The sequence below is a fragment of the Gluconacetobacter tumulisoli genome (assembly GCF_014174155.1).
Classification (GTDB): Bacteria; Pseudomonadota; Alphaproteobacteria; order Acetobacterales; family Acetobacteraceae; genus Gluconacetobacter; species Gluconacetobacter tumulisoli.
Genome location: NZ_JABEQM010000010.1, coordinates 48,725 through 72,620 on the forward strand (window position 1 = coordinate 48,725; position 23,896 = coordinate 72,620).

A 23,896-nucleotide genomic window follows, 5' to 3' on the forward strand; every position below is an offset into this window, starting at 1 on the left:
GCCGGGCGCTGCTAGAGCTAATCCCCCGTCGGGCTGGCCAGGGCGGGTTTATGCCGGGCAAGGAGATTCTGTACCGATGAAGCTGAAGGCTGACCGCGCGACACTGCTCAAGGCGCTCGCCCATATCCAGAGTGTCGCCGAGAAGCGGAACACCATTCCGATCCTGGCCAACGTCCTGATCAATGTCGCCGATGGACGGCTGACGCTGACCGCGACGGACATGGAAATCGCGGTAGTCGAGGAAATCGGCGCCGAGACCAGCCGGAACGGCGCGGTGACGGCGCCTGCCGCCGTCCTGTACGAGATCGTGCGCAAGCTTCCGGACAGCGTCGCCATCGAACTGGACCATACGGGTGGGGACGCGCCGCTGGCCCTGCGGGCCGGACGCTACGCCACCAGCCTGAACGTGCTGGATGTCGACGATTTCCCGTCGATGATGGCCGGAGCGCTGCCGCATCGCTTCACCATGCCGGCGGCCGTGCTGCGGGGCCTGATCGACCGGACGCGCTTTGCCATCTCGACCGAGGAAACGCGGTACTACCTCAACGGGATCTATCTGCATGTCGCAACCGTCGACGACGGCAACATGTTGCGCGCCGTCGCCACCGACGGTCACCGCCTGGCGCGCGTCGAGACCGAAGTCCCGCCCGGGGCCGAGGGTATGCCCGGCGTCATCGTGCCGCGCAAGACGATCGCCGAACTGCGCAAGCTGCTGGACGAGGGGGCCGACGACGTTACGGTTGCCCTGTCCGATACGCGCATCCAGTTCACCGTCGGCACCGTGACCCTGACGTCGAAGCTGATCGACGGCACCTTTCCGGAATATGACCGCGTGATTCCCCGCGGCAACGACAAGATCCTGCGGGTCGGCAAGCGCGATTTCTCGGACGCCGTGGCCCGCGTCGCCGCCATCAGCCAGGAGCGTTCGCGCCCCGTCAAGCTGTCGATCGGCCGCAACCTGCTGACCCTGTCCGCGGTCAGCCCGGATCAGGGTACGGCGAAGGAAGAACTCGACGAAAATCACGTCACTTATGATTCCGATCCGCTGGAGATCGGGTTCCAGGCCCGTTACCTGAACGACATCACGGACCAGATCGATCGCGACGTCGAATTCGCGTTTTCGGACAGCTCGGCGCCGACGATCGTGCGTGACGTGGGCAGCCCGTCGGCATTGTATGTCCTGATGCCGATGCGGGTCTGAGAAGCTGTTTGACAAAGTGGGCATTCCGGCGATCCGACGCGCGTTTTCCGTGTTCCGCTTCGGGGCGCGGAAGCACACGATTGGCGTGCTACTGCGCGGCGCGCTCGCCCGGCATGTCCATTTTTCAGACAACTTCTGACCGGGAACCGTCCGGTTCGCCATGGCGCGTCTCGAACGGCTGGCGCTGACGGATTTCAGGAATTATCGCCACCTGGTGTGGCGGCCGTCTTCGCCTGTCACCGTGGTGACGGGCGAGAACGGCAGCGGCAAGACCAATCTGCTGGAGGCCCTGTCGCTGCTGGTTCCTGGGCGCGGTCTGCGCGGTGCACGCAATGCGGACATCGTGCGGCACGGCGTATCGGCATGGGGTGTCGCGGCCCGGTTCGGCGGCGCCGCCGGGCCGTTTGATATCGCGACCGGCAGCGACCCGGCCCGGCCCGAACGCCGGGTCTTCCGGATGGATGGCGAGACGCTGCGCAGCCGGGCCGGCCTGTCCGATCATCTGTCCGCCGTCTGGCTGACCCCGCAGATGGATCGCCTGTTCCAGGATGGATTGCCGGGTCGCCGCCGCTTCCTGGACCGGCTGGTGCTGGCGCTGGAACCGGGACATGCGCGCGAACTGGCGGCCCATGATCAGGCGATGGCGCAGCGGAACAGGCTGCTGGCGACGGGGCGGGCCGATCCGGCCTGGCTGGCGGCGCTGGAGGATTCGATGGCGCGGCATGCCGTGGCGGCCTCGGCCGCCCGTCTGTCGCTTGCGGCACAGCTGAACGACGCCGGGGGCAGCACGGTTCCCGACGGATTTCCCGTCGCACGGCTGGAGGTCGTCTGCACGATTGCCGAGCGTCTGCGCGATCGGCCGGCCCTGTCGGTCGAGGATTGGCTGCGCGCGCGGCTGGCCGCCGACCGGCCGACGGATGCCGCGCGCGGCGGTAGCGGCGCCGGGGCGCATCGTGCCGACCTGGCCCTGTCCGACCGGGCGACCGGCCGCGCAGCCGGCCAGGCCAGCACCGGCCAGCAGAAGGCATTGCTGCTGGGTGTGATCCTGGCGCATGCGGCCCTGATGGCGCGCAGCCGGGGCGACGGGCCGGTGATCCTGCTGGACGAACCGCTGGTCCATCTGGACCGGGCGCGGCGCGAGGCCCTGTTCAGGACCATCGGCAGGTTCGACACCACCGTTCTGATGACCGGTACCGACGCCGAGCAGTTCCTGCCCCTGCGCGACCTGGCCGCATTCGTAATCCCGCACGACGGCGAGCTTCGCCCCCTGTCCGCGCCCCCGTCCGGATTTCGGCCGCCGGATGCTGGTTCGCCGGGCGGTAAGCCTGTATGATCCCGTCTTTCGACCAAGATTCTTGCCTGGAGCATCCGTCCGGTATGTCCGACCAATCCAATCCCGTTCAGAAACCCGATGTGGACATGAGCGGGATCTCGCCCGACAACTCGGACTACGACGCCGCATCGATCTCCGTCCTGAAGGGGCTGGATGCCGTTCGCAAGCGGCCGGGCATGTATATCGGCGATACCGACGACGGGTCGGGCCTGCACCATATGTGCTTCGAGATCATCGACAATGCGGTGGACGAGGCCCAGGCCGGCTATGCGACGAGTTGCATCGTCACGCTGAACGGGGACGGCAGCGTGTCGGTTCGCGACAATGGCCGCGGCATTCCCACCGACATGCATATCGACGAAGGAATCAGCGCGGCCGAGGTCGTGCTGACCAAGCTGCATGCCGGCGGCAAGTTCAATCAGAATTCCTACAAGGTGTCCGGCGGCCTGCATGGCGTGGGCGCGGCCGTCGTCAACGCCCTGTCGGAATGGATGGAAGTCCGGATCTGGCGGAATGGGCAGGAGCATATGATCCGCTTCCGCCATGGCGAACGCGACGCCCCGCTGGTGGTGGTGGGCCCCAGCGCCGAGCCGCGCGGCACGCTGGTGACGTTCAAGCCCAGCGTCGCGACCTTCACGAACATCGAATTCGACTTCGCCATCCTCGAACGCCGCGTGCGCGAGCTGGCCTTCCTCAATTCCGGCTTGCAGATCGTGCTGCGCGACGAACGTCACGCCACCACGCGCGAGGATATCTTCCATTATGAAGGCGGCCTGGCGGCCTTCGTCGAATGGCTGGACCAGGGCAAGGCCGCGATCGTCGATCCGCCGATCACCGGCAGCCTGCAGAATGACGAGAACGGCATCAAGGTCGAATTCGCGCTGACCTGGAACGACAGCTTCCACGAGACGATGCTGTGCTTCACCAACAACATCCCCCAGCGCGACGGCGGGTCGCATCTGGCCGGGTTCCGTCAGGCCCTGACCCGCGTGGTCGGCCGCTATGCCGAGGGAAACAGCAGCAAGAAGGACAGCCATGCCCTGGTCGGCGAGGACATGCGCGAGGGCATGACGGCGGTGCTGTCGGTCAAGGTGCCCGACCCGAAGTTCTCGTCCCAGACCAAGGACAAGCTGGTGTCGTCCGAGGTGCAGCCGGTAGTGCACGCGGCGGCGTCGGACATGATCGCACACTGGTTCGAAACCCACCCCAAGGAGGCCCGGGCGATCGTCGCCAAGGTGATGGACGCCGCCGCGGCGCGCGAGGCCGCACGGCGCGCGCGCGAGCTGACGCGGCGCAAGGGGGTGCTCGACATCTCGTCCCTGCCGGGCAAGCTGGCGGATTGCCAGGAACGCGACCCCGCGCGCTCGGAACTGTTCATCGTCGAGGGGGATTCGGCCGGCGGCACCGCCAAGCAGGGGCGTGACCGGAAATTCCAGGCCATCCTGCCGCTGAAGGGCAAGATCCTGAACGTGGAGCGTGCGCGATTCGACCGCATGCTCGGTTCGGCCGAGGTCGGCACCCTGATTACCGCGCTGGGTACCGGCATCGGGCGCGGCGAGGTGGATCAGGGCGGGTTTTCCATCGACAAGCTGCGCTATCACCGCGTCGTCATCATGACGGACGCCGATGTCGACGGATCGCATATCCGCACGCTGCTGTTGACGTTCTTCTTCCGCCAGATGCCCGAACTGATCGAGCGGGGGCATCTCTATATCGCGCAGCCGCCGCTCTATCGCGCCAAGCGCGGCAATGACGAGCGGTATCTGAAGGACGACGCGGCGCTGGAAAAATACCTGCTGGACAAGGCGCTGGCCAATGCGTCGCTGCGCCTTGGCGACGGGCGCGTCGTGACGGGCGACGACCTGGCCACGGAAATCGGCTTTATCCGCGACGTGACGCGCGCCTTGCAGCGCCTGTCGGTCCGGGCGCCGATCTGGATCCTGGAACAAGCGGCGATTACCGGCGCCCTGAATGCCGACGTCGCCACCGTCCAGGGCCGGGTCGCCAGCCTGCAGGCCCGCCTGGACGAGGTGTCGCTGCCCAACGAACGCGGCTGGAAAGTCGTCGCCAGCGCCGATGGTCTGGAACTGGCGCGCAGCGTGCGCGGCGTGGGCGAGGTCTATCGCCTGGACCCGGCGACCCTGCGCAGCGCCGAGGTCCGCTGGCTGGCCGAGCGGGTGGACCGGCTGATGGCCGATTTCACCGGGACGGTGGAACTGACCCTGGACAGCACGACCCGTCCGGTGACCGGACCCGCGTCGCTGTTCGACCGCGTCCTCGCGCAGGGGCGGCGGGGTCTGTCGATCAACCGCTTCAAGGGCCTGGGCGAGATGAATGATGCCCAGCTGTGGGAAACCACGCTGGATCCGGCGATGCGGACGCTGTTGCAGGTCAAGGTGGGCGACGTGGAGAACGCGGCGCAGGTCTTCTCTACCCTGATGGGCGACGTGGTCGAGCCGCGCCGCGATTTCATCGTCGGCAATGCGCTCAAGGTTGCGAATCTCGACGTCTAGGGCAGGGCCAGTGATGATCCGGGCGATCGTTCGCGTCCTGGCCCTGGGCGTCGCCCTGGGAACGGGACGTGCCCTGGCGGCGGACATGCCGCCGCAGATCGACCAGACCTATGCCGTGTACAGCCACGGCTTCCGGGTGCTGGCGATTGCGGCCCGCTACAGCGTGACCCCGACGGGATATGCCGTTCGCGCGACGATGAAGAGCGGCGGCCTGATGGGGCTGCTGTTCCACATGAACATCACCTCGCAGGCCACCGGTCGCTTCGTCGCCGATGGCGTCCAGCCGCTGACCTATGACAGTGCGGGATTTTCCCGAGGGGCCGACCGGCATGTCGTCATGGCCTATGACGACGGCCGCGCGCGGATCGCCCTGCAAACCCCGCCCGAGACCGGTCGCGATCCGATCCCGTCGGATGACATGGCCCCGGCCGTGGATTCCCTCAGTGCCTTGATGCGCCTGCAGCAAGCGGTTCGGACCCGCCATGCCTGCGACGGGTCGGCCGTCGTCTTCGACGGTGCGCGCCTGCTGCGGATGGAGGCCCGGACGATCGGTACCGAGCAGATGCCCGACGATTCGCACCAGCCTTATCATGGCATGGCATTGCGGTGCGATTTCAGCGATGTGCAGATCGCCGGCTTCCGCCGGTCGGATGGTCCGGATTCCCCGGCCCGCCGTCCCATCCTCGGCAGCGTGTGGTTCCAGGACGCGCAAGGGAACGGGGAGACGGCGGTGCGGATCGTATTCGACCACCCGAAGCTCGGCCGGTTGGCCGTCATGCTGCGCCCGCAGGAGTGACGCGCGCCGGCCGTGAGACCTTTACCCGGTCCGCGTGAATCCGTCGGCGCTCCAACCGTCGCTGCCGACCCCGTGATGGATCATGAACAGGCCGGTCGGGTCGTAGCGTTTCTTGACCTGTTGCAGCCGTTGCGCATTGTCCCCCCAGAAAGCGCGCTGCCAGTCAGGCAGGTTGTAATCGCATTCCGACATATAGCATCCGGCATCGGGGATGACGTTGCGGAGGGCCTGCATCGCCTGGCGGATATGCGACCGGTTCCGCCGCGCGGTTGCCAGATCGGTCTCGGACAAGCCCAGGTAGGCGGTCGGACCGTCGCAGGCGATGATCGCGAGCGCGAAGGCGTCGAGCACCTTGGCGTTCATCGCCGTTGCCCCCGATGTATCGATCGCCGACGCTGATCCGCCGGCCAGACCCTTGTTGAAATGCAGGGTAACCGGCCACCGGCGGGAGGCCGAGAACCAGGCATCGACGAAGGCCGCACGATTCTCTCCGTGCAGGAGCCTCTGTGGCAGCCAGGCCGATTCGTACCCATGCCAGAAGGCGGCGACCTGCTGGCTATCGCCTTTCCACCACCAATTGTCCCGCCCCGCGCCCTCGCGCGTGTCGCGTGCCACTGCGGAAGGAAGGACCTGGGACATATAGGCCTCATCCCAGAAATGACGGGCCGGAATGTCCGCGATCAGCAGATCATCCCCTGCGACATACTCCCGCGGATGCGCCGCAACGAAGGTGATCAGTCCTTGCCACGCCGCCTGTGCCTGCGCGGCGTCAAGCCCCTGGAAGAGCATCGTGACCTCGAGGACATTGCCGGGTCTGGCGCTGGCCTGCTCCCCCCAGTGCGGATTGAAGAGGTGATCCGCATAGAGCGCCACGAACCGGTCGAGCAGCCGTCGGAACGCCGCGTCGGATATCGCACGCAATGTCCAATGCACGACGCCGAACCGGCGGGGCAGATCGTGGGTGCGCAGTGTCAGGCGCGTGACGACGCCGAACGTGCCACCGCCGCCGCCCCGAAGCGCCCAGAACAGGTCCGGTTCGCGAACCGCGTTCACGATGCGCACGCGCCCATCGGCGGTGACGATCTCGGCCTCCAGAAGATGCGCCGCGCCGGTTCCGAATGCCTTCGAGAAGCTTCCGAAGCCGCCGCCCTGTACAAACCCCCCGACGCCCACGGTCGTGCAGCCGCCGCCCTGCACGTAGCGGCCGCCATGCGTCGTGACCGCCCGATAGGCGTCCAGCCAGATGCATCCCGCGCCGAGCGAGACCGCCGGCACCGGCGCGGAGGACGATCCCAATGGCACGAAGCCGTCATGCAGCGTGACCTCGTCCATGTCGCGGGTCCAAATCATCAGCGAGTCGGGCGCATTCGATCCGCCGATATAGCTGTGCCCTCCACCTCTGACGACGAGACGCAGCCGGTGGGCGGCCGCGAAACGCACAGCCTGGCTGACATCCGCAGCATCCCGCGCCCTTAACACATAGGCGCTCGGGGACGAGCGCCACGCGTCGATCCAGCCCCGAGGATTGCGTCAGGCCGGGCTCGTCGCGCAGATAGAATGGGTTGTCGATCTGCGCGCGCACCGCCGCCGAGGCGAGATCGGGCCGCTGTCCCGGCTGCAATCGCCCACCCACATCCCTGGCAAGTGCCCTCCACATGCTGGCATCGGGCCAGCCGGGATCGCCCGGACGTACCCGGACAATCGACGCAGCCCGGGCGGGAATGGACATCGCGACGGGCGCGAAGGCGATCGAAGCGAGCAGGCGCCGTCGCGACAAACGGTGCGGACGGAAGCGGCCGATACGGCTATATGTGTTCATGTAGATCCCTCTCGAACGGAGATAATCCGTGACCATGTCTTCGGCATCAGCCAGTCCGCCATCGTCATGGTCCGGTCGGCACGGTGGACGGGTCATCCGGCTGTTGTTCGGGATGAATGGCGAGGCATCGGGGACGAGCGGCGTACCGGGCGGCGGCCTGCGCACCGCCTGGCTGACCATCGCCGGCTCCCTGCTGTTCGTGGACACCATCAACGTCTTTACGGTCCTCGACGATGCCGCACGGCTGCACCGCCGGCTCTCGGCGTGGGAGCCGGTCATATGGGAAGGCAGCAGCGGGATCGCCGAACTGACGGTCTGCGGCATCATCTATCTGGCGCTTCGGGTAGCCCGGCCGGGTGTGACGTCGTGGCGCCGGGTGCTGGTCGTGCATGCGGGGGCGAGTGTCGCCTATTCAACGACCCATGTTGCCCTGATGATCGGGCTGCGCCGCGCGGCCTATGCGATTCGCGGCTTTCAATATCTCGGGCCGGCGGAATGGTTATATGAATATCGCAAGGATCTAGTCAGCTACGTCCTTATCGGAGCGATATTCTGGCTCTGCACGAGACCGGCGCGCGCAGCCTCGCCGGCCGCTGTGGTCGAACCGCCCTCGCTTTCCCCTTCCAGCTTCGACATCGTCGAGGGCGCGAGGATGACGCGCGTCCCGGTGTCCGCGATCGGCGCGGTCCGGGCGGCGGGGGAACTATGTCGAATTTCACCTGGATGACGGGCGCAGGAAACTGATGCGGGCGTCCCTCAAGACGGTCGAGCAGGCGCTGGCCCCGCATGGCCTGATGCGTACCCATCGATCCTGGCTGGTGAACGCGGCGCACGTCCGCGAGATCGTTCCGACCGGCTCGGGCGATTTCGATCTAGCGATCGGGGACGGCGGGATCGTGCCTTTGTCACGGCGCTATCCCGATACGCTGGAACGCCTGCGGTCGATCTAGGCCGGGATCAGTTGCGCCGCGATATGCGGGATCTCGATCATGCTGTCGGCCCCGATCGTGGCCCCGGCCTCCATTTCCGGCCGACCATAGCCCCAGCGGGCGAAGACCGATCCGACATGCGCGCCCGTCGCCGCCAGGATGTCATTGTGATGGTCGCCCACCATGATCGCGCGCCCCGGCGTGCCATGCGCCAGCCCGATGGTGCCCAGCAGGTGCGCGGGGTCGGGTTTGCGGACAGGGAAGCTGTCACCGCCGCCGATCGCGTCGAACCACCCGTCCAGGCCCAATGCCGATACGATCCGCCGTGCGGCCTCGACCGGCTTGTTGGTGCAGATGGCCAGTGTCCAGCCGTCGGCCTTCAGCGTTTCCAGCGCATAGGTGGTGCCGGGGAAGGGGCGCGACAGCTCGGTCGATCGGGGCGTGTAGTCGGCCATGTAGCGTGTCGTGGCCTCCTGCGCGTCGATCGACGCGGCAGCCTCCCCCGCATGGGCCAGCAATCGCCGGACCAGGGCCGCGACGCCATCGCCGACCATCGGGCGGACGATGTCCGGCGTGACGCCGCGCAGGCCGTAGGAGGTCAGCAGGCGATCCGCGCAGGCCGCGAGATCGGGAAGGCTGTCCAGAAGAGTGCCATCCATGTCGAATACGGCAAGGCGGGGGGATCGTGCATTCATGACGGGAGCTCCTGCTGACGGTGGGTGCAGTATTCCGTAAATCTAAGTGATGGTCATGACCCGCGTGATGGATTTGACGCGGCGTCGCCCGGCCGCTACCCGCAGGACATGAACGCCAGAGCAGAGTCCGCCCCCGTGGGGGGCACGACCGCCCACCGCCCCGCCACGGCAGTCATCCTGGCGGCCGGGCTGGGCACCCGCATGAAATCCGATAGGCCCAAGGTCATGCATCCGCTGGCCGGACGCCCCATGCTGCGTTATCTGCTGGACAATGCGGCGTCGGTCTTCGACCGGATCGTCGTGGTGGTCGGGCCGGGCATGGAGCAGGTCGCGTCCCTAGCCGCCCCCCATGCGGTGGTCGTCCAGCATGACCGCCTGGGAACCGCGCATGCCGCGCTGCAGGCGGCCGACCTGTTCGGCGGCGGCGACGTGGCGATTCTGTACGGGGACAACCCCCTGATCACGGCCGACACCATGCGCCGCCTGCTGGCCTGCCGGGTCGAGGACGGGGTGGGGCTGGCACTGCTGGCCATGCGGCCGTGCGATCCGGGCCGCTATGGTCGCGTCGTGGTTGAAGGGGGGCTGGTCCGGCGCATCGTCGAATGGGCCGACGCGACGCCGGAGGAACGGGCGATCGATTTGTGCAACGCCGGGGTGCTGTGTGCCGGGGCCGACAGGTTCGCCGCCTGGTTGCGCGCGGTCGGGAACGACAACGCGAAGGGCGAGTATTACCTGGGCGACGTCGTCGCCCAGGCGGTGGCGGACGGGCAGCAGGTCCGCGCCGTCGAGGCGGCGGAGGACGAACTGCGCGGCATCAATTCCCGCGCCGAACTGGCCGAGGCCGAGGCCTGCGTCCAGGGGCGGCTGCGCGCCGCGGCGCTGGAGGCCGGGGTGACGCTGGTCGCCCCGGACACGGTGTTCCTGGCCGCCGACACGGTGCTGGAGCCCGATGTCACGGTGCATCCCCATGTCGTGTTCGGTCCCGGCGTGACCGTGCGGCGCGGGGCCGAGATCCGGGCCTTCAGTCACCTGGAAGGCTGCATCGTCGGGTCGGAGGCGCTGATCGGTCCCTATGCCCGCCTGCGGCCGGGCAGCGATGTCGGGCCGGGCGCGCATGTCGGCAATTTCGTGGAATTGAAGGCGGTCACCCTGGGGGCCGGGGCCAAGGCCAACCATCTGACCTATCTGGGTGATGCGATGGTCGGCGCGGGAACGAATGTCGGGGCCGGCACGATTACCTGTAACTATGATGGCGTGTTCAAGCATCGGACGACGATCGGGGAGGGGTGTTTCATCGGGTCGGATTCGATCCTGGTCGCGCCGGTCGCGATCGGTGATGGGGCCTTGGTCGCCGCCGGCAGCGTGATTACCGAGGACGTTCCGCCGGACGCCATGGCGCTGGGCCGGGCACGGCAGACCAACAAGGACGGGCGCGGTGCCGCGATGCGTGCGGCCCTGCGCAGCAAGAAGGAACAGGGCTGATGTGCGGCATTGTGGGTGTCGTCGGCAGCAACCAGGCTGCTCCCGTGATCTTCGGCGCCCTGCGTCGCTTGGAATATCGCGGATACGATTCCGCCGGGATCGCGACGCTGGTGGATGGCCGGATCGAACGGCGCCGTGCGGCGGGCAAGCTGGACCATCTTGCGGCGCTGCTCGACCGGATGCCGCTGACGGGCGTCACGGGCATCGGCCACACCCGCTGGGCTACGCACGGTGCACCGACGGAAAACAACGCCCATCCCCATGGCACCGCGCGCGTGTCGGTCGTCCACAACGGAATCATCGAGAATTTCGAGGAACTGCGCCGGGAGCTGGAAGCCGCGGGGCAGGTCTTCACCACCGAAACCGACAGCGAGACCATCGCCCAGCTGGTCGATTTTCACCTGAGCCGGGGCCTGTCGCCGCGCGACGCGGCGTTCGCCACCCTGCGCCGGCTGGAAGGGGCCTACGCTCTGGCGATGCTCTTCGCCGACCATGACGGCCTGCTGATCGGTGCGCGGCACGGCGCGCCGCTGGTCGTGGGGTATGGCGAGCATGAGATGTTCCTGGGCTCGGACAGCCTGGCGCTGGCGCCGCTGACGCGCCGCATCGCCTACATGGATGACGGGGACTGGGCGGTGGTGACCCGCGAGGGTGCCGAATTCTTCGACGCGTCGGGCGAGCGGGTGGAACGCGAAATCCGCACCACCGCCCTGATTGCCGGCGCGGTCGGCAAGGACGGCTATCGCCACTACATGGAGAAGGAACTGCACGAGCACCCGGTGGTAATCGGACAGACCCTGCAACGGCTGATCGACCCGGCGACCCGGCGGGTAGTCCTGCCGGACCTGCCGTTCGACCTGGCATCGGTTCCGCGCGCGGTCGTCACAGCCTGCGGGTCGGCCTTCTATGCCGGCATGATCGGCCGCTACTGGCTGGAAAGCGTGGCGCACCTTCCGGTCGATATCGATGTGGCCAGCGAGATGCGCTATCGCGATCCACCGCTGACGCCGGGGGGGATGGGACTGCTGATCTCGCAGTCCGGCGAGACCGCCGACACGCTGGCCGCGCTGCGCGGCATGCGGGCGCAGCGCCAGCACATCCTGTCGGTCCTGAATGTCGAGCAGAGCACCATGGCCCGCGAAAGCGACGTGGTGCTGGGGACCGCGGCAGGGCCCGAGATCTCGGTCGCCAGTACCAAGGCGTTCACCGCCCAATTGTCCGTCCTGGCCTGCCTGGCCATCGCCGCCGGGCGCCAGCGCGGCGTCCTGTCGTCCGATCAGGAGCAGGCGCTGGTCGCATCGCTGCTGGACCTGCCCAGTCGTGCCGGCGAGGTGTTCGATCAGTCCGACGCCATTCGCGAGATGGCGGCCGTCATCGCCGGGGCGCGCGATGTACTCTATCTCGGCCGGGGATCGTCCTTCCCGGTGGCCCTGGAAGGGGCGCTGAAGCTCAAGGAAGTGTCGTATATCCATGCCGAGGCCTATGCGGCCGGCGAGATGAAGCACGGCCCGATCTCGCTGATCGACCAGACCGTACCGATCGTCGCCACGGTGCCGTCCGGACGCCTGTTCGAGAAGACGCTGTCAAATCTTCAGGAGGCGCGCGCCCGGGGTGGCCGCCTGATGGTCTTCACCGACACGCAGGGCGCGGAACGTCTGCGCGGGCTGGCGGAAATCGTCGTCGCGATCCCGACTGTCGACGAATTCACTGCACCGGTTCTGCAGACCATTCCCGTCCAGATGCTGGCCTATGAGGTGGCATTGCTGAAGGGCACTGATGTCGACCAGCCCCGCAACCTCGCCAAGTCCGTGACGGTCGAATAACGCCAGCGCCGGCAAGGGCGACGTCGACGGCGGCCCGCCCATGTCCGACGGGCACGTCGGGCATCGCCCCCGGCGGTTGTCACGGGCGGCGGGAGGATGTTTCCTCCCGGAGTTTCCGTCGAACGTCGTCGGAGGCCGGCGAAGGGGAGCGAGACCATGGCGCAGAGCGGATCGGAACATGTCGGCATGCCATCTGGCACCCGGCTTCGGATCCTGGTCCGCGGGGCGGGGGTGTCCGGCCTGGTGACGGCCGTGACGCTGGCCGAGCGCGGCGCCGACGTGACCCTGGCCGAAATCGGGTCGCGGGTCGGGTCGGGGGCGTCCTGGATGGCCGGCGGCATGCTCGCGCCATGGTGCGAGGCCGAATCCGCGCCGCCCGAGGTCACCCGGCAATCGGTCGATTCGCTCGATTGGTGGGCCTCGCACGTGCCCGGTGTCGCGCGTAACGGCAGCCTCGTCCTGGCGCCACCGCGCGATGTCGGCGAGATCGCCCGGTTCGGCCGGCGCACCAGCCATTTCCAGACGCTGGATGGGCCGGGGATCGCCGCCCTGGAGCCCGATCTGGGCGACCGGTTCGGCAAGGGGCTGTTCTTTCCCGACGAGGGGCACGTCGATCCGCGCGACGCGCTGCGCGCCCTGCGGGACCGCCTGGTGGATCTGGGGGCGCGCGTCCTGTTCGACGCGCCGCCCGATGGACCGGATGGCGGATACGATCGCGTGGTCGATTGCACGGGGATCGCCGCGCGCGCCCGCCTTGCGGGCCTGCGCGGGGTGCGGGGGGAGATGCTGCTGCTGCGCTGTTCCGACGTGACCCTGCACAGGCCCGTGCGCATGCTGCATCCGCGCATCCCGGTTTACATCGTGCCGCGCGCCGACCATCTGTTCATGGTGGGCGCGACGATGGTGGAAAGCGAGAACGCGGGCGGCATGACAGTACGCTCCATGGTGGAACTGCTGACGGCCGCCTATGTGCTGCATCCTGCCTTCGGCGAGGCCGAGATCGTCGAAAGCGGCGCGGGCCTGCGCCCGGCCTATCCGGACAACATGCCGGCCGTGACGGTGGAGGGCCGGACGGTTTACGTGAATGGAATGTACCGGCATGGCTTCCTGCTGTCGCCGGCCCGCGCGCGGCAGGCCGCCGATATCGTGTTCGGCACCGGGCCAGGCGCTGCCTGAACGCCACGACAAGGAGGGCGAAGGAGGGGAAATGAAGATTCTGGTGAACGAAGAAGCGCACGAGGTCTCGACCAGGACCCTTGCCGGCCTGCTGGACGAACTGGGCTATGGCGACGCGCGGGTGGCGACGGCGGTCGATGGCGATTTCGTGCCCGCCTCGCGCCGGGGGGGGCATATGCTGGCGGAAGGGGCGCGGATCGAGATCCTGGCCCCGATGCAGGGGGGCTGAGCCATGTTGTTCTACGGCACGGAATTGTCGTCCCGGCTGATGCTGGGCACGGCGCAATACCCGTCACCCGAGATCCTGGCCGATGCGGTGCGGGCGGCACAGGCCGGCGTGGTCACCGTCTCGCTGCGGCGGGAATCGGCCGGCCTGCGGGCCGGGCAGGCCTTCTGGTCGATGATCCGCGACCTGGGCGTACCCGTCCTGCCCAACACCGCAGGCTGCCATACGGTGAAGGATGCCGTCACCACGGCCCACATGGCGCGCGAAGTGTTCGAGACCGACTGGATCAAGCTGGAGGTCATCGGCGAATCCGATACGCTGCAGCCCGACATGTTCGCCTTGATCGAGGCCGCGCGGATCCTGACCGAGGACGGGTTCAAGGTCTTTCCCTACATGACCGAGGATCTGGTCGGCGCCGAACGGCTGCTGCAGGCGGGGTGTGAGGTCCTGATGCCGTGGGGTGCGCCGATCGGGTCGGGCAAGGGACTGAACAACCTGTTCGGCCTGCGGGCGTTGCGGGCGCATTTCCCGGACGTGCCGCTGGTCGTCGATGCCGGGATCGGCCTGCCGTCGCACGCCGCGCAGGCGATGGAACTGGGATACGACGCCGTGCTGATCAACACGGCGGTGGCACGGGCGGGCGATCCGGCGGCGATGGCGGCGGCCTTCCGCCTGGCAGTCGAAGCCGGCCGGATCGCCCGTCAGGCGGACCCGATGGAGGAACGCGACATGGCCGTGCCCTCCACCCCGGTCCTGGGCCGGGCGGTGCTGGCATGACTCTGCCGTCGCGGATCTATCCCGTCGTCGATCGCGCCCTGTGGGTCGACCGGCTGGGCGGCGCCGGCGCACGGCTGATCCAGTTGCGCGTCAAGGACCTGCCGGCGGCAGAACTGGTGATGGAGGTCCGGGCGGCGCGCGCGCTGGCGGCGCGGCACGGCGTCTGCCTGGTGCTGAACGATTACTGGCAGCTGGCGCTGAATGAAGGGATCGACTTCGTTCACCTGGGGCAGGAGGATCTCGATACCGCCGATGTCGCCGCCATCAGGGGGGCCGGGGTCAGGCTGGGCGTCAGCACGCATTCGCCCGGCGAACTGGACCGGGCGCTGTCGGTCGGGCCCGATTACGTGGCGCTGGGCCCGGTCTGGCCGACGAAGCTGAAGCAGATGCCCTGGGCCCCCCAGGGGCTGGACCGGCTTGGCGAGTGGAAGCGTCTGGTCGGGCCTGTGCCGCTGGTCGCCATCGGCGGCATCACGCTGGCCCGGGCCGGGGCCTGCATCGCGGCTGGGGCGGATTGCGTGTCGGCCGTGTCCGACTTCATCGGTGCGCGCGATCCCGAAGGGCAGGTACGCGCGTGGCTGGCGGCCACCGCCGATTCCGCCCCCGCGCCGCATGCTGGATGAAGGGTCCGGCGATGGGGTCCGCGATGCAATTCTGTATCGGACATGCAGCATAATGTGACCACCCGCGCGTTGTCCGATTCGGGCTTGTGTGCTTTTTCGGAAACATCGGGATGGGGAGGTGTTAATGTACCGCCGCATTCGGCAAGGACGGGGGTATTCGGGAGCATACGCCTTACATCATTGTTTCGATTGCCGTCTTGATCCGATGCGGGAGAATCGGCCGAGTGGGATGGGGACGTGGCCGGTAGGCCGTCTGTCCCGGATGTCCTGAAACGGCCATCATAAGTTCATACTTGCCTGCCATAGTGAAACGGCACGCGCGCATGGCGACAAGGAGAGACTAACGGATGGCGGTGACGGGTCTTGCTGCGGTTCTTCTGGCGATCGCCGTGCTGCTGGTGGTCGTCAGCGCGGTGCAGCCGGTCGCCCGTCGCCTTGAAGTGTCCGAGACCGTTCTGCTGGCCGTCGTCGGGATCCTGATAGGCGGGTCGGCCGATCTGGTGCTGCGCAGTTCCTATACCGACCTGTTCAACGGCGCGGCCGAGACGCTGCTGGATTTCCCGCTGAACAGCGAGGCCTTCCTGCTGATCTTCCTTCCGGCCCTGGTCTTCCAGGGGGCGCTGGCGATCGACGTCCGGCGCCTGGCGCATGAAACCGCGACGGTGCTGCTGCTGGCGGTGGTCGCGGTCGTCGTGTCGACGGCGACCATCGGACTGGCGCTGTTTCCGTTCGCGGGCCTGCCGCTGTCCGTCTGCCTGCTGCTGGGATCCATCGTCGCGACGACCGACCCGTCGGCGGTGGCGGGAATATTCCGCGATATCGGCGCGACCAGCCGCCTGACCCGGCTGGTGGAGGGGGAAGCCCTGCTGAACGACGCCGCCGCCATTGCCATTTTTTCCATCCTGCTGGCCGCCGTGACATCGCATCACCAGATCCAGCCCGGCGGCGCGGTCCTGGAATTCCTGGTGTCGTTCGTCGGTGCGATCGTCATGGGCGTGCTGTTCGGGCGCCTGACCCTGTTGCTGATCACCACGATCGGCGCCGCGCCGGCCGCCGAAATCACGCTGACGGTCGCGCTGCCCTATATCGTCTATATCATCTGCGACGAATTCCTGGGTTTCTCGGGCGTGGTCGCGACCGCCGCCGCCGGGCTGACGCTGTCGGTCTACGGGCCGTCGACCTTCCGCCCGCAGACCTGGCGGTTCCTGGATGAACTCTGGCAACAGCTGGTGTTCTGGGCAGGATCCCTGGTCTTCGTCCTGGCGTCGATGCTGGTGCCGCGCCTGCTGGTCGGCATGACGCGGTGGGACTGCGTGCTGATCCTGATCGCGACCGGCGCCGGGCTGCTGGCCCGGGGGGCGGTGGTGTTCGGCCTTCTACCCGTCCTGGCCGCCACGCGCCTGTCCCCGCCGGTCCCGACGCCGTTCAAGGTCACGATGGTCTGGGGCGGGCTGCGTGGCGCGATCACGCTGGCGCTGGCGCTGGCGGTGACCGAGAATGAGCATGTCTCCACTCCCGTCGCGCATTTCATCGGAATCATCGCCACGGGATTCGTGCTGATCACGCTGTTCGTCAACGGCACGACGCTGCGCTACCTGGTATTGTTTCTGAAGCTGGACCAGCTTTCGCCGATCGACCAGGCCCTGCGTCACCAGGTGCTGGGCATTGGCCTGGGCGAGGTGCGGGACCGCACCCGCGAAATGGCGGACGAACTGGGCTTTTCCCGCAATGTGGCCAGCGGTGTCGTCGGCATGCTGGACGAGCGCGTGGCCGAGGAAGAACAGGCCAATACGTTCGACACCGCGCTGGGCGATCGGCAGCGGGTGACGCTGGCGCTGATCGTCGTCGCCAACAAGGAACGGTCGATCCTGCTGGATCTGTTCCGCATCCAGGGCCTGTCGCGCCCGGTGATGGAGACGCTGCTGCGCTCGGCGGAGGCGATGGTCGATGGGGCGCGATTGGAAGGCCGGTTCGGCTATGTCCGTGCCCTGCGCCGGCGGTTGCGGCCGTCTCTGCGGTTCCGCGTCGCCCAGGCGATCCATCACCGGTTTCATTTCGACCAGCCGCTGATGTACTGCATGACAGAGCGGTTCGAGATGCTGATGATCAGCTATTTCGTGTCGCTGTCGCTGATCCGGTTCATGCGGACGCGGATGGAACCGACCCTGGGCAGTCGCATCGGCGAGATCGTGGGTGAAGTCCTGGAACGCCAGCGCAAGCTGCTGAACGAGGCCCTGCAGACCCTGCGACTGCATTATCACGGCTATTCCGAAGCCCTCGAGAGCCGGCTGCTGCAGCAGGTGGCGCTACGGCTGGAAGGGGAGGAATATGACGCGCTGATGTCCGAATCCCTGATCAGCGAGGAACTGCATCGGGAACTGCACCGCGATGTCGAGCGTCGGCGCAATCAGCTGGATTTTCGTCTCAAATTCAACATCAAGGCGGGGATCGAGGCCCGGATGCGCGGCCTGCCGGCCTTTCGCGGCCTGCCGGACGCAGTCCTGCATGACGTGGCTAAGCAGATGTCCATCCATTTCACCTCGCCGGGTGAACGGCTGTATCATCGCGGGCGGAAGGTCCGGACCGTCTATTTCATCAGCGCGGGCGTGGCCGAGACCCATTATGCCGAGCATGATGTCCGCTATGGCGCCGGCGACGTCCTGGGGGCGGAGGAAGCCCTGTCCGGCGAGCCGGTCCGCGCCATCAGCCGGTCCCTGCAATTCGGGCATTTCCTGACCATGAGCGCCCGCCGTTTTCGCCACCTGGTCGCGGAACATCCGGTTATCCTGAAAAATCTGGATGAACTGGTCAGGGCACGCGAGACCTCGGACAGGTCGGAGGTCCGCCTGCTGCCGTCCGGCAAGGGCCAGGTGCTGGCGCCGTCCGACGAGGCGATCGCCCTGGCGACGGCATCATTGTCCGATGCCTTGCCGGCCTCTATCGACGGTGTCGACGGCGAGCAGCCATAGGCCGGGTTCCACTTCCGGACAATGTTTTGTTATCAAGACGGATCGGGTCGGCGTCCTCGGCGCCGTCCGCTGATTCCCGTCCGGAGGATGCATGCTGACATTGCAGATTAACGGCGTCGCGCATCAGGTCGATGTTCCCGATGACATGCCATTGCTGTGGGTCCTGCGGGACGTTCTGGGCATGCCGGGCACGAAATTCGGATGCGGCATCGCCGAATGCGGGGCCTGCACCGTCCATGTCGACGGCAAGCCGGTCCGGTCGTGCTCGCTGCCGGCGTCGTTGGTGGGCGCGCGGCCGGTGACGACGATCGAGGGGCTGGCCGGCGACCTGGTGGGCGAAGGTGTGCAGAAGGCGTGGCTGGATATCGACGTCGTGCAGTGCGGCTATTGCCAGACAGGACAGATCATGTCGGCGGTGGCGCTGCTGAAGGCCAATCCGCATCCGACGGACGATGATATCGACCAGGCCATGTCGGGCAATATCTGTCGCTGCGGCACCTATCGGCGGATCCGGGCCGCCATCCGCAACGCCGCCGGGGTGGCGTGATGCCCGTGGCCATGCTGTCCCGCCGCGGCGCCCTGGCCGGTGCCGGCGGCCTGTTGCTGGCGGCGATGTTGCCACGCGCCCCGGCCCGGGGTGCGATGCGGATCGTCGAGGACCAGACCGGTCCCTTCGCCCCCAACGCCTTCGTGCGCATCGCGGTCGACGGCGCGATCACGTTGATCCTGCCCAATGTGGAAATGGGGCAGGGGATCTATACCGGCGAGGCGATGCTGATCGCCGAGGAACTGGCCGTCGGACTGGATCAGATCCAGATCGAGGCGGCGCCCCCAGGCGACCCGTATATCACCAAGGAACTGGGGACCCAGGCGACCGGAGGCTCGACGTCGACCATCGCCACCTGGACGGGGTTGCGACAGGCCGGTGCCGCGGCGCGGACCCTGCTGATCCAGGCCGCGGCCGCACGGTGGTCTGTCGGCCCCGAAACCTGCCAGGCGGAGGCCGGCGTGATCCGTCATGCGGCCAGCGGGCGCAGCCTGAGCTACGGCGAGGTCGCGGCCGCCGCCGCGCTGCTGCCCGCGCCGGCAGCCCCGGCACCGCTGCGCGATCCCGCCATGTTCCGGTTGATCGGCACATCGCAGCACCGTCTGGATTCCCCGGCCAAGGTGGCCGGGACCGCGATCTTCGGCATCGATGTCCAGGTCCCCGGCATGCTGGTCGGTACCGTGGCGGCCTGTCCGGTCCTGGGCGGCATCCTGACGCATGTCGACGCCGTCGCCGCGCGCAAGGTGCCCGGCGTACGCGACGTGCTGACGATCGGCAATGCGGTCTGCGTGGTAGGCGATCATTTCTGGGCGGCCCGCAAGGGGCTGGAGGCGCTGTCGATCACCTGGGACGAGGGGGTGAACGCCGCCGTCACCACGGCGACGATCTATCGCCAGCTTCACGACGCGTTGGACGGCCCGGCCATCGTCGCCCACACCAAGGGGGACGCGAAAGCCGCCATCGCGTCGGCCGCGACGCGGATCGAGGCGACGTACCAGCAGCCTCTGCTGGCCCATGCGCCGATGGAACCGATCAATTGCACAGTACAGGTCGGACCGGACCGCTGCGACATCTGGGTCGGGTCCCAGGTCCCCTTGCGCGCGCGCGACGCGGCGGCCGGGATCACGGGCCTGGCCAGGGACCAGGTCCATGTCCACAACCAGTATATCGGGGGCGGATTCGGCCGCCGGCTGGAACATGAATATGTGATCCAGGCGGTCCAGTTCGCGCGGCAGGTGTCCTATCCGCTGAAGATCATCTGGTCGCGCGAGGAAGATCTGACGCTTGACCGCTTCCGGCCGGCCTATGTCGACCGGCTGGTCGGCGGGCTGGACCGGGACGGCAATCTGGTGGGGATCGAACATCGCATCGTCGGGCCGGCGGTGGTCGCCCGCTGGGCGCCCGAGGCCCTGCTGCCGAACGGGGTGGATGACGATTTGCTGGTCGCCACGGCGGTGACGCCCTACGCGATTCCCGCGACGTTTCTGGAATATGCACGGCGCGAGGCGCCGGGCGTGGTGACCGCCTGGTGGCGGGGCGTCGGCGGTACGCGCGGGGTATTCGTGGTCGAGAGTTTCATCGACGAACTGGCAGCCCAGGCCGGGGTCGATCCCGTTGCGTTCCGGCGGAAGATGACGGGCGACAGTCCGCGTGCGCGCGCGGTGCTGGACCTGGCGGCGGACAAGGCGAACTGGGGCGCGCCGTTGCCGCCGCATGTCGGCCGGGGCGTGGCATTGCAGTACGTGTTCGGATCCTACCTGGCCACGGTGATGGAGGTCGAGATGTCCGATACCGGGACCGTCCGGGTCCGCCGCGCCATCGTCGCCGTGGATTGCGGACGGGTGGTGAACCCCGATCAGGTCGTATCCCAGATCGAAGGGGGGCTGATCTTCGGGCTGAGCGCCGCCTTGTATAACGAGGTCACGCTGCAGGGCGGCCGGGTGCAGGAGGACAATTTCAATTCCTACCGGATCCTGCGCATGAACGAATCCCCGATGATCGACGTCCATCTGGTCGACAGTACCGAGGACCCGGGGGGCATTGGGGAAACCGGCACGGCGGCGGCGGCGGCGGCGCTGGCCAACGCGATGGCGGCGGCCAGCGGCCGGCGGTATCGGACCCTGCCGCTGATGGGGCGCCAGGCATGAGCCCGCCGATCGAATCGCGTCGCCGCGATGTGCGGCGGATTGCCTGCCTGTCGTTCTTCGCGGTCGCGGCGCTGGGCGGCATGCGCGGGGCGCGGGCGGCGGACACCGACCTGGTCGCCCGCGGCGCGTACCTGGAACGCGCGGCGGATTGCGAGGTCTGCCACACCAGGCCGGGCGGCACCCCGTTCGCCGGTGGCCGGGCTTTCGTCCTGCCGGGGATCGGGACGATCTATTCCTCCAATATCACGCCGGACCGGGAAACCGGGATCGGCACCTACACCGATGCGCAGTTCGTCTCCGCCGTACAGGCGGGCGTGGCGCCCGGATGGAAGCATCTGTACCCCGTCATGCCTTATCCGTCCTATGCACGGATGACGGCGGACGATGTGCGGGCCATTCGCGCCTATCTGGATACGCTGCGTCCGGTCCGTGCCCGCGCGCCGGCCAACGCGGTGCGGTTCCCCTACAGTTTCCGGCCGGTGATGATCGCCTGGAACCTGATCAACCTGCCTTCGGCGCCCCTTGCCGACGATCCCGGCCAATCGGCGGACTGGAATCGCGGACGATATCTGGTCGAGGCCGCCGGCCACTGCGCCGAATGCCATTCGCCGCGCAATATCATGCAGGCGACGTCCAGCGCGCATTCCTATGCCGGCGCGGTGACGGGCGGGTGGCGTGCCTATAACCTCTCCCCCGATCCCGACAGCGGCATCGGGGCGTGGAGCGACACGCAACTGGCCGCCTATCTGTCGAGCGGGCATGCGGACGGCCATGGAACGGCGGCCGGTCCGATGGCCGAGGTCGTCAGCCACAGCCTGCGCTATCTGACGGCACGGGATATTTCGGCCATGGTGACCTATCTGCGCACCCTGCCGGCGCGGCCGTCCGACGAGACGGTGGCCAATGTTCCGCCCGATACGCTGGCCGCGGCGGGTTCCAACCGCACCAATGGAGGCGAGCTGTTCGCGGGGGCCTGCGGCGGCTGCCATCTGAAAGACGGGCAGGGACGGCAGGTTGATGTTGCCGCCCTGTGGGGCGCGCGATCCCTGGGCGAGACGCAGGGCCGTAATCTGGTGAAGGTGCTGGTCGAAGGATCGCGGCTGGATACCCCGCAGGGAGCGATGACGATGCCGGCCTTCGGGCCCGAATACCGCGACCAGGATATTGCGGACATAGCGAATTACGCCATCGGCCATTTCAGCCACCGAATCGGACATGTCACGGCAGGCGACGTCGCGACCGCACGGGATGGCGAACCGCCATCGTGATGTCACATCGCGCAGCGCATGCCCGGAGCCACTCCGGGCGTGTCGCGGGAATTTCGCATGGACGATGAAGGGGAAAGACCCGACGCGTGGTAGCGGCGGACGGATTTGAACCGCCGACCAAGGGATTATGATTCCCCTGCTCTACCGCTGAGCTACGCCGCCATCGCGTCGGGTGGTTGGGAGATATCGCCCCGGTCGGCCAAAGTCAACCCGTTCGCCGCATATGACGCGACCCCTGCCATGGCGGTTAAAGAAAACTCCCGTTTCCTTTGATATGGCTTTATTCATGCGCACCCATAACCCCCGCCACCGAGACGAGAGACCGGAATATATGTTGTGAAGAACGAGTTTATTTCCCTGCTGACCGATATCCGCCAACTGCTCGGGTGGCTGCCGGCGCCGGTGGCGTCGATCCTGATGCTGTGCGCGGCCGGCCTGATGGCGGAGATCCTCAGCCGCATCATAACCAAGCTGGTTCTGCGCATTCCCGGACAGAAGCGCGGGGCGTTCGTCCGGTCCTTCACGATGGCCATGCAGCGTCCGGCACGCATCATGCTGGTGATCATCTTCGTCGCGACGGCGCTTCCGGCCTCGGGCTTTTCGTACACGACGCGGCAGGCGACGGCCCATGGGCTGCTGGTCCTGTTCCTGCTCATGCTGGGCTATGCGGCGATCGTGGCGATGCGCATCCTGTCGGATGCCTATCTGACGCGCATCAATGGCAAGGACGACAGGGACGACATCCTGTCGCGCACGCACATGACCCAGGTGCGCGTGCTGCGGCGCATGGCCGACATCCTGGTGGGGCTGCTGACGGTCGGGTCGGCCCTGATGACGTTCGAATCGGTGCGTGAATACGGGCTGAGTCTCTTCGCCTCGGCCGGGGCCGCGTCCGTCGTGGTCGGCCTGGCCGCGCGACCGCTGCTGACGAACCTGATCGCCGGCATGCAGATCGCCATGACGCAGCCGATCCGCATGGAAGACCTGATCATCATCAACGGAGACTGGGCCTGGGTCGAGGAAATCACCGCGACCTATGTCGTGCTGCGGGTCTGGGACTGGCGCCGTCATATCGTGCCGATTTCCTACTTCCTGGAAAATCCGTTCCAGAACTGGACCCATAATTCAGCGGCGCTGATCGGGGTGGTCTTCGTGCATCTGGATTTCCATGCGCCGATGGACCGCATCCGGGTAAGGCTGAACGAAATCGTCCGGTCGACGACGCTATGGGATGGAAAAGTCTTCGACGTTCAGGTCTCGGATTGCACTGCCCAGGTCATGACCATCAGGATCATCGCCAGCGCCCGCACGGCGTTGCAGAGCTGGGACCTGCGCTGCGAAATCCGCGAGAAGATCATTGCCTTCCTGTGCGACGAATGCCCCGAGGCGTTGCCGCGGGAACGGATGGCCCATGTTTCGTCCATCGTCGGCCAGGATATCCTGACCACCACCGGCATCATTTCGCCGCCGGTCGACCGGCCGCCGCCAGGGGCCTATACTGGCCCAGGCAGCGCGCCGCCGCCATCCGCCTCCTGAAGGGACCGACCAGGGCCTGAGGCCCGGGTCGGCCGA

General features: G+C 67.4%; 19 protein-coding genes and 1 tRNA gene. 17 read left to right on the forward strand and 3 right to left on the reverse strand.

Going from position 1 to position 23,896, the window contains the following annotated elements; genetic code table 11:
* The first annotated feature begins 76 nt into the window (after positions 1-76).
* From dnaN to HLH28_RS12705, 4 genes are all read left to right on the forward strand, one after another.
* Positions 77-1,201, forward strand: a complete 1,125-nt coding sequence (dnaN, locus tag HLH28_RS12690) for a DNA polymerase III subunit beta (RefSeq protein ID WP_182959714.1) — start codon at positions 77-79, stop codon at positions 1,199-1,201.
* Between the two features lie 160 nt (positions 1,202-1,361).
* A complete protein-coding gene (recF, locus tag HLH28_RS12695) occupies positions 1,362-2,534 on the forward strand; it encodes a DNA replication/repair protein RecF (protein ID WP_182959716.1) in 1,173 nt (390 codons plus the stop codon).
* Positions 2,535-2,578: 44 nt separating this feature from the next.
* Positions 2,579-5,047, forward strand: coding sequence for a DNA topoisomerase (ATP-hydrolyzing) subunit B (gene gyrB, locus HLH28_RS12700; protein WP_408869846.1), 2,469 nt, complete (start codon positions 2,579-2,581; stop codon positions 5,045-5,047).
* A gap of 13 nt (positions 5,048-5,060) precedes the next feature.
* On the forward strand, positions 5,061-5,843 hold the full coding sequence (locus HLH28_RS12705) for a DUF3108 domain-containing protein (RefSeq protein ID WP_246396110.1): 783 nt from the start codon (positions 5,061-5,063) through the stop codon (positions 5,841-5,843).
* Between the two features lie 21 nt (positions 5,844-5,864).
* On the opposite strand, the gene HLH28_RS18410 is transcribed toward HLH28_RS12705, so the two are convergent.
* Entirely contained in the window at positions 5,865-7,322 is a 1,458-nt protein-coding gene (locus tag HLH28_RS18410) for an FAD-dependent oxidoreductase (protein ID WP_338029727.1), read from the reverse strand.
* Positions 7,323-7,696: 374 nt separating this feature from the next.
* On the opposite strand from HLH28_RS18410, the gene HLH28_RS12715 reads away from it, so the two are divergent.
* Together HLH28_RS12715 and HLH28_RS12720 are read left to right on the forward strand one after the other, a co-directional pair.
* Positions 7,697-8,389 (forward strand): hypothetical protein, encoded by a 693-nt coding sequence (locus HLH28_RS12715; RefSeq protein ID WP_182959720.1) that lies wholly within the window; start codon positions 7,697-7,699, stop codon positions 8,387-8,389.
* Positions 8,390-8,405: 16 nt separating this feature from the next.
* A complete protein-coding gene (locus tag HLH28_RS12720) occupies positions 8,406-8,612 on the forward strand; it encodes a LytTR family DNA-binding domain-containing protein (protein ID WP_246396112.1) in 207 nt (68 codons plus the stop codon).
* On the opposite strand, the gene HLH28_RS12725 is transcribed toward HLH28_RS12720, so the two are convergent.
* Positions 8,609-9,286: an HAD hydrolase-like protein gene (locus HLH28_RS12725; RefSeq protein WP_246396114.1), complete on the reverse strand. Its 678-nt coding sequence runs from the start codon at positions 9,284-9,286 to the stop codon at positions 8,609-8,611. The genes HLH28_RS12720 and HLH28_RS12725 overlap by 4 nt on opposite strands.
* Before the next feature lie 108 nt (positions 9,287-9,394).
* Between HLH28_RS12725 and glmU the strand changes: the two genes are divergently transcribed.
* The 10 genes from glmU to HLH28_RS12775 all read left to right on the forward strand — a co-directional run bounded on the left by glmU (position 9,395) and on the right by HLH28_RS12775 (position 22,324).
* Complete coding sequence (glmU, locus tag HLH28_RS12730; protein ID WP_182959722.1) at positions 9,395-10,768, forward strand: bifunctional UDP-N-acetylglucosamine diphosphorylase/glucosamine-1-phosphate N-acetyltransferase GlmU; 1,374 nt, start codon at positions 9,395-9,397, stop codon at positions 10,766-10,768.
* Positions 10,768-12,591 (forward strand): glutamine--fructose-6-phosphate transaminase (isomerizing), encoded by a 1,824-nt coding sequence (glmS, locus tag HLH28_RS12735; protein ID WP_182959724.1) that lies wholly within the window; start codon positions 10,768-10,770, stop codon positions 12,589-12,591. The genes glmU and glmS overlap by 1 nt, the downstream gene beginning before the upstream one ends.
* 186 nt (positions 12,592-12,777) lie before the next feature.
* Positions 12,778-13,767, forward strand: coding sequence for a glycine oxidase ThiO (thiO, locus tag HLH28_RS12740; protein WP_182959726.1), 990 nt, complete (start codon positions 12,778-12,780; stop codon positions 13,765-13,767).
* A gap of 31 nt (positions 13,768-13,798) precedes the next feature.
* Positions 13,799-13,996: a sulfur carrier protein ThiS gene (thiS, locus tag HLH28_RS12745; RefSeq protein WP_182959728.1), complete on the forward strand. Its 198-nt coding sequence runs from the start codon at positions 13,799-13,801 to the stop codon at positions 13,994-13,996.
* 3 nt (positions 13,997-13,999) lie between these two features.
* A complete protein-coding gene (locus HLH28_RS12750; protein WP_182959730.1) occupies positions 14,000-14,770 on the forward strand; it encodes a thiazole synthase in 771 nt (256 codons plus the stop codon).
* Entirely contained in the window at positions 14,767-15,393 is a 627-nt protein-coding gene (locus HLH28_RS12755) for a thiamine phosphate synthase (protein WP_182959732.1), read from the forward strand. The genes HLH28_RS12750 and HLH28_RS12755 overlap by 4 nt, the downstream gene beginning before the upstream one ends.
* A gap of 347 nt (positions 15,394-15,740) precedes the next feature.
* Entirely contained in the window at positions 15,741-18,362 is a 2,622-nt protein-coding gene (locus tag HLH28_RS12760) for a cation:proton antiporter domain-containing protein (RefSeq protein ID WP_182959734.1), read from the forward strand.
* A 91-nt stretch (positions 18,363-18,453) separates the two neighbouring features.
* Positions 18,454-18,909 carry a (2Fe-2S)-binding protein gene (locus HLH28_RS12765; protein ID WP_182959736.1) on the forward strand — a complete coding sequence of 152 codons (456 nt, stop codon included), beginning with the start codon at positions 18,454-18,456 and terminating at the stop codon, positions 18,907-18,909.
* 11 nt (positions 18,910-18,920) lie between these two features.
* Positions 18,921-21,056 carry a xanthine dehydrogenase family protein molybdopterin-binding subunit gene (locus HLH28_RS12770; RefSeq protein WP_408869847.1) on the forward strand — a complete coding sequence of 712 codons (2,136 nt, stop codon included), beginning with the start codon at positions 18,921-18,923 and terminating at the stop codon, positions 21,054-21,056.
* Entirely contained in the window at positions 21,053-22,324 is a 1,272-nt protein-coding gene (locus HLH28_RS12775; protein WP_182959740.1) for a cytochrome c, read from the forward strand. Before HLH28_RS12770 ends, HLH28_RS12775 begins: the two co-directional genes overlap by 4 nt.
* 87 nt (positions 22,325-22,411) lie before the next feature.
* Here HLH28_RS12775 and HLH28_RS12780 read toward each other — a convergent pair.
* A tRNA-Met gene (locus tag HLH28_RS12780) sits at positions 22,412-22,486 on the reverse strand.
* A 174-nt stretch (positions 22,487-22,660) separates the two neighbouring features.
* Here HLH28_RS12780 and HLH28_RS12785 point away from each other — a divergent pair.
* Positions 22,661-23,860, forward strand: a complete 1,200-nt coding sequence (locus HLH28_RS12785; protein ID WP_182959742.1) for a mechanosensitive ion channel domain-containing protein — start codon at positions 22,661-22,663, stop codon at positions 23,858-23,860.
* Positions 23,861-23,896: the final 36 nt, after the last annotated feature.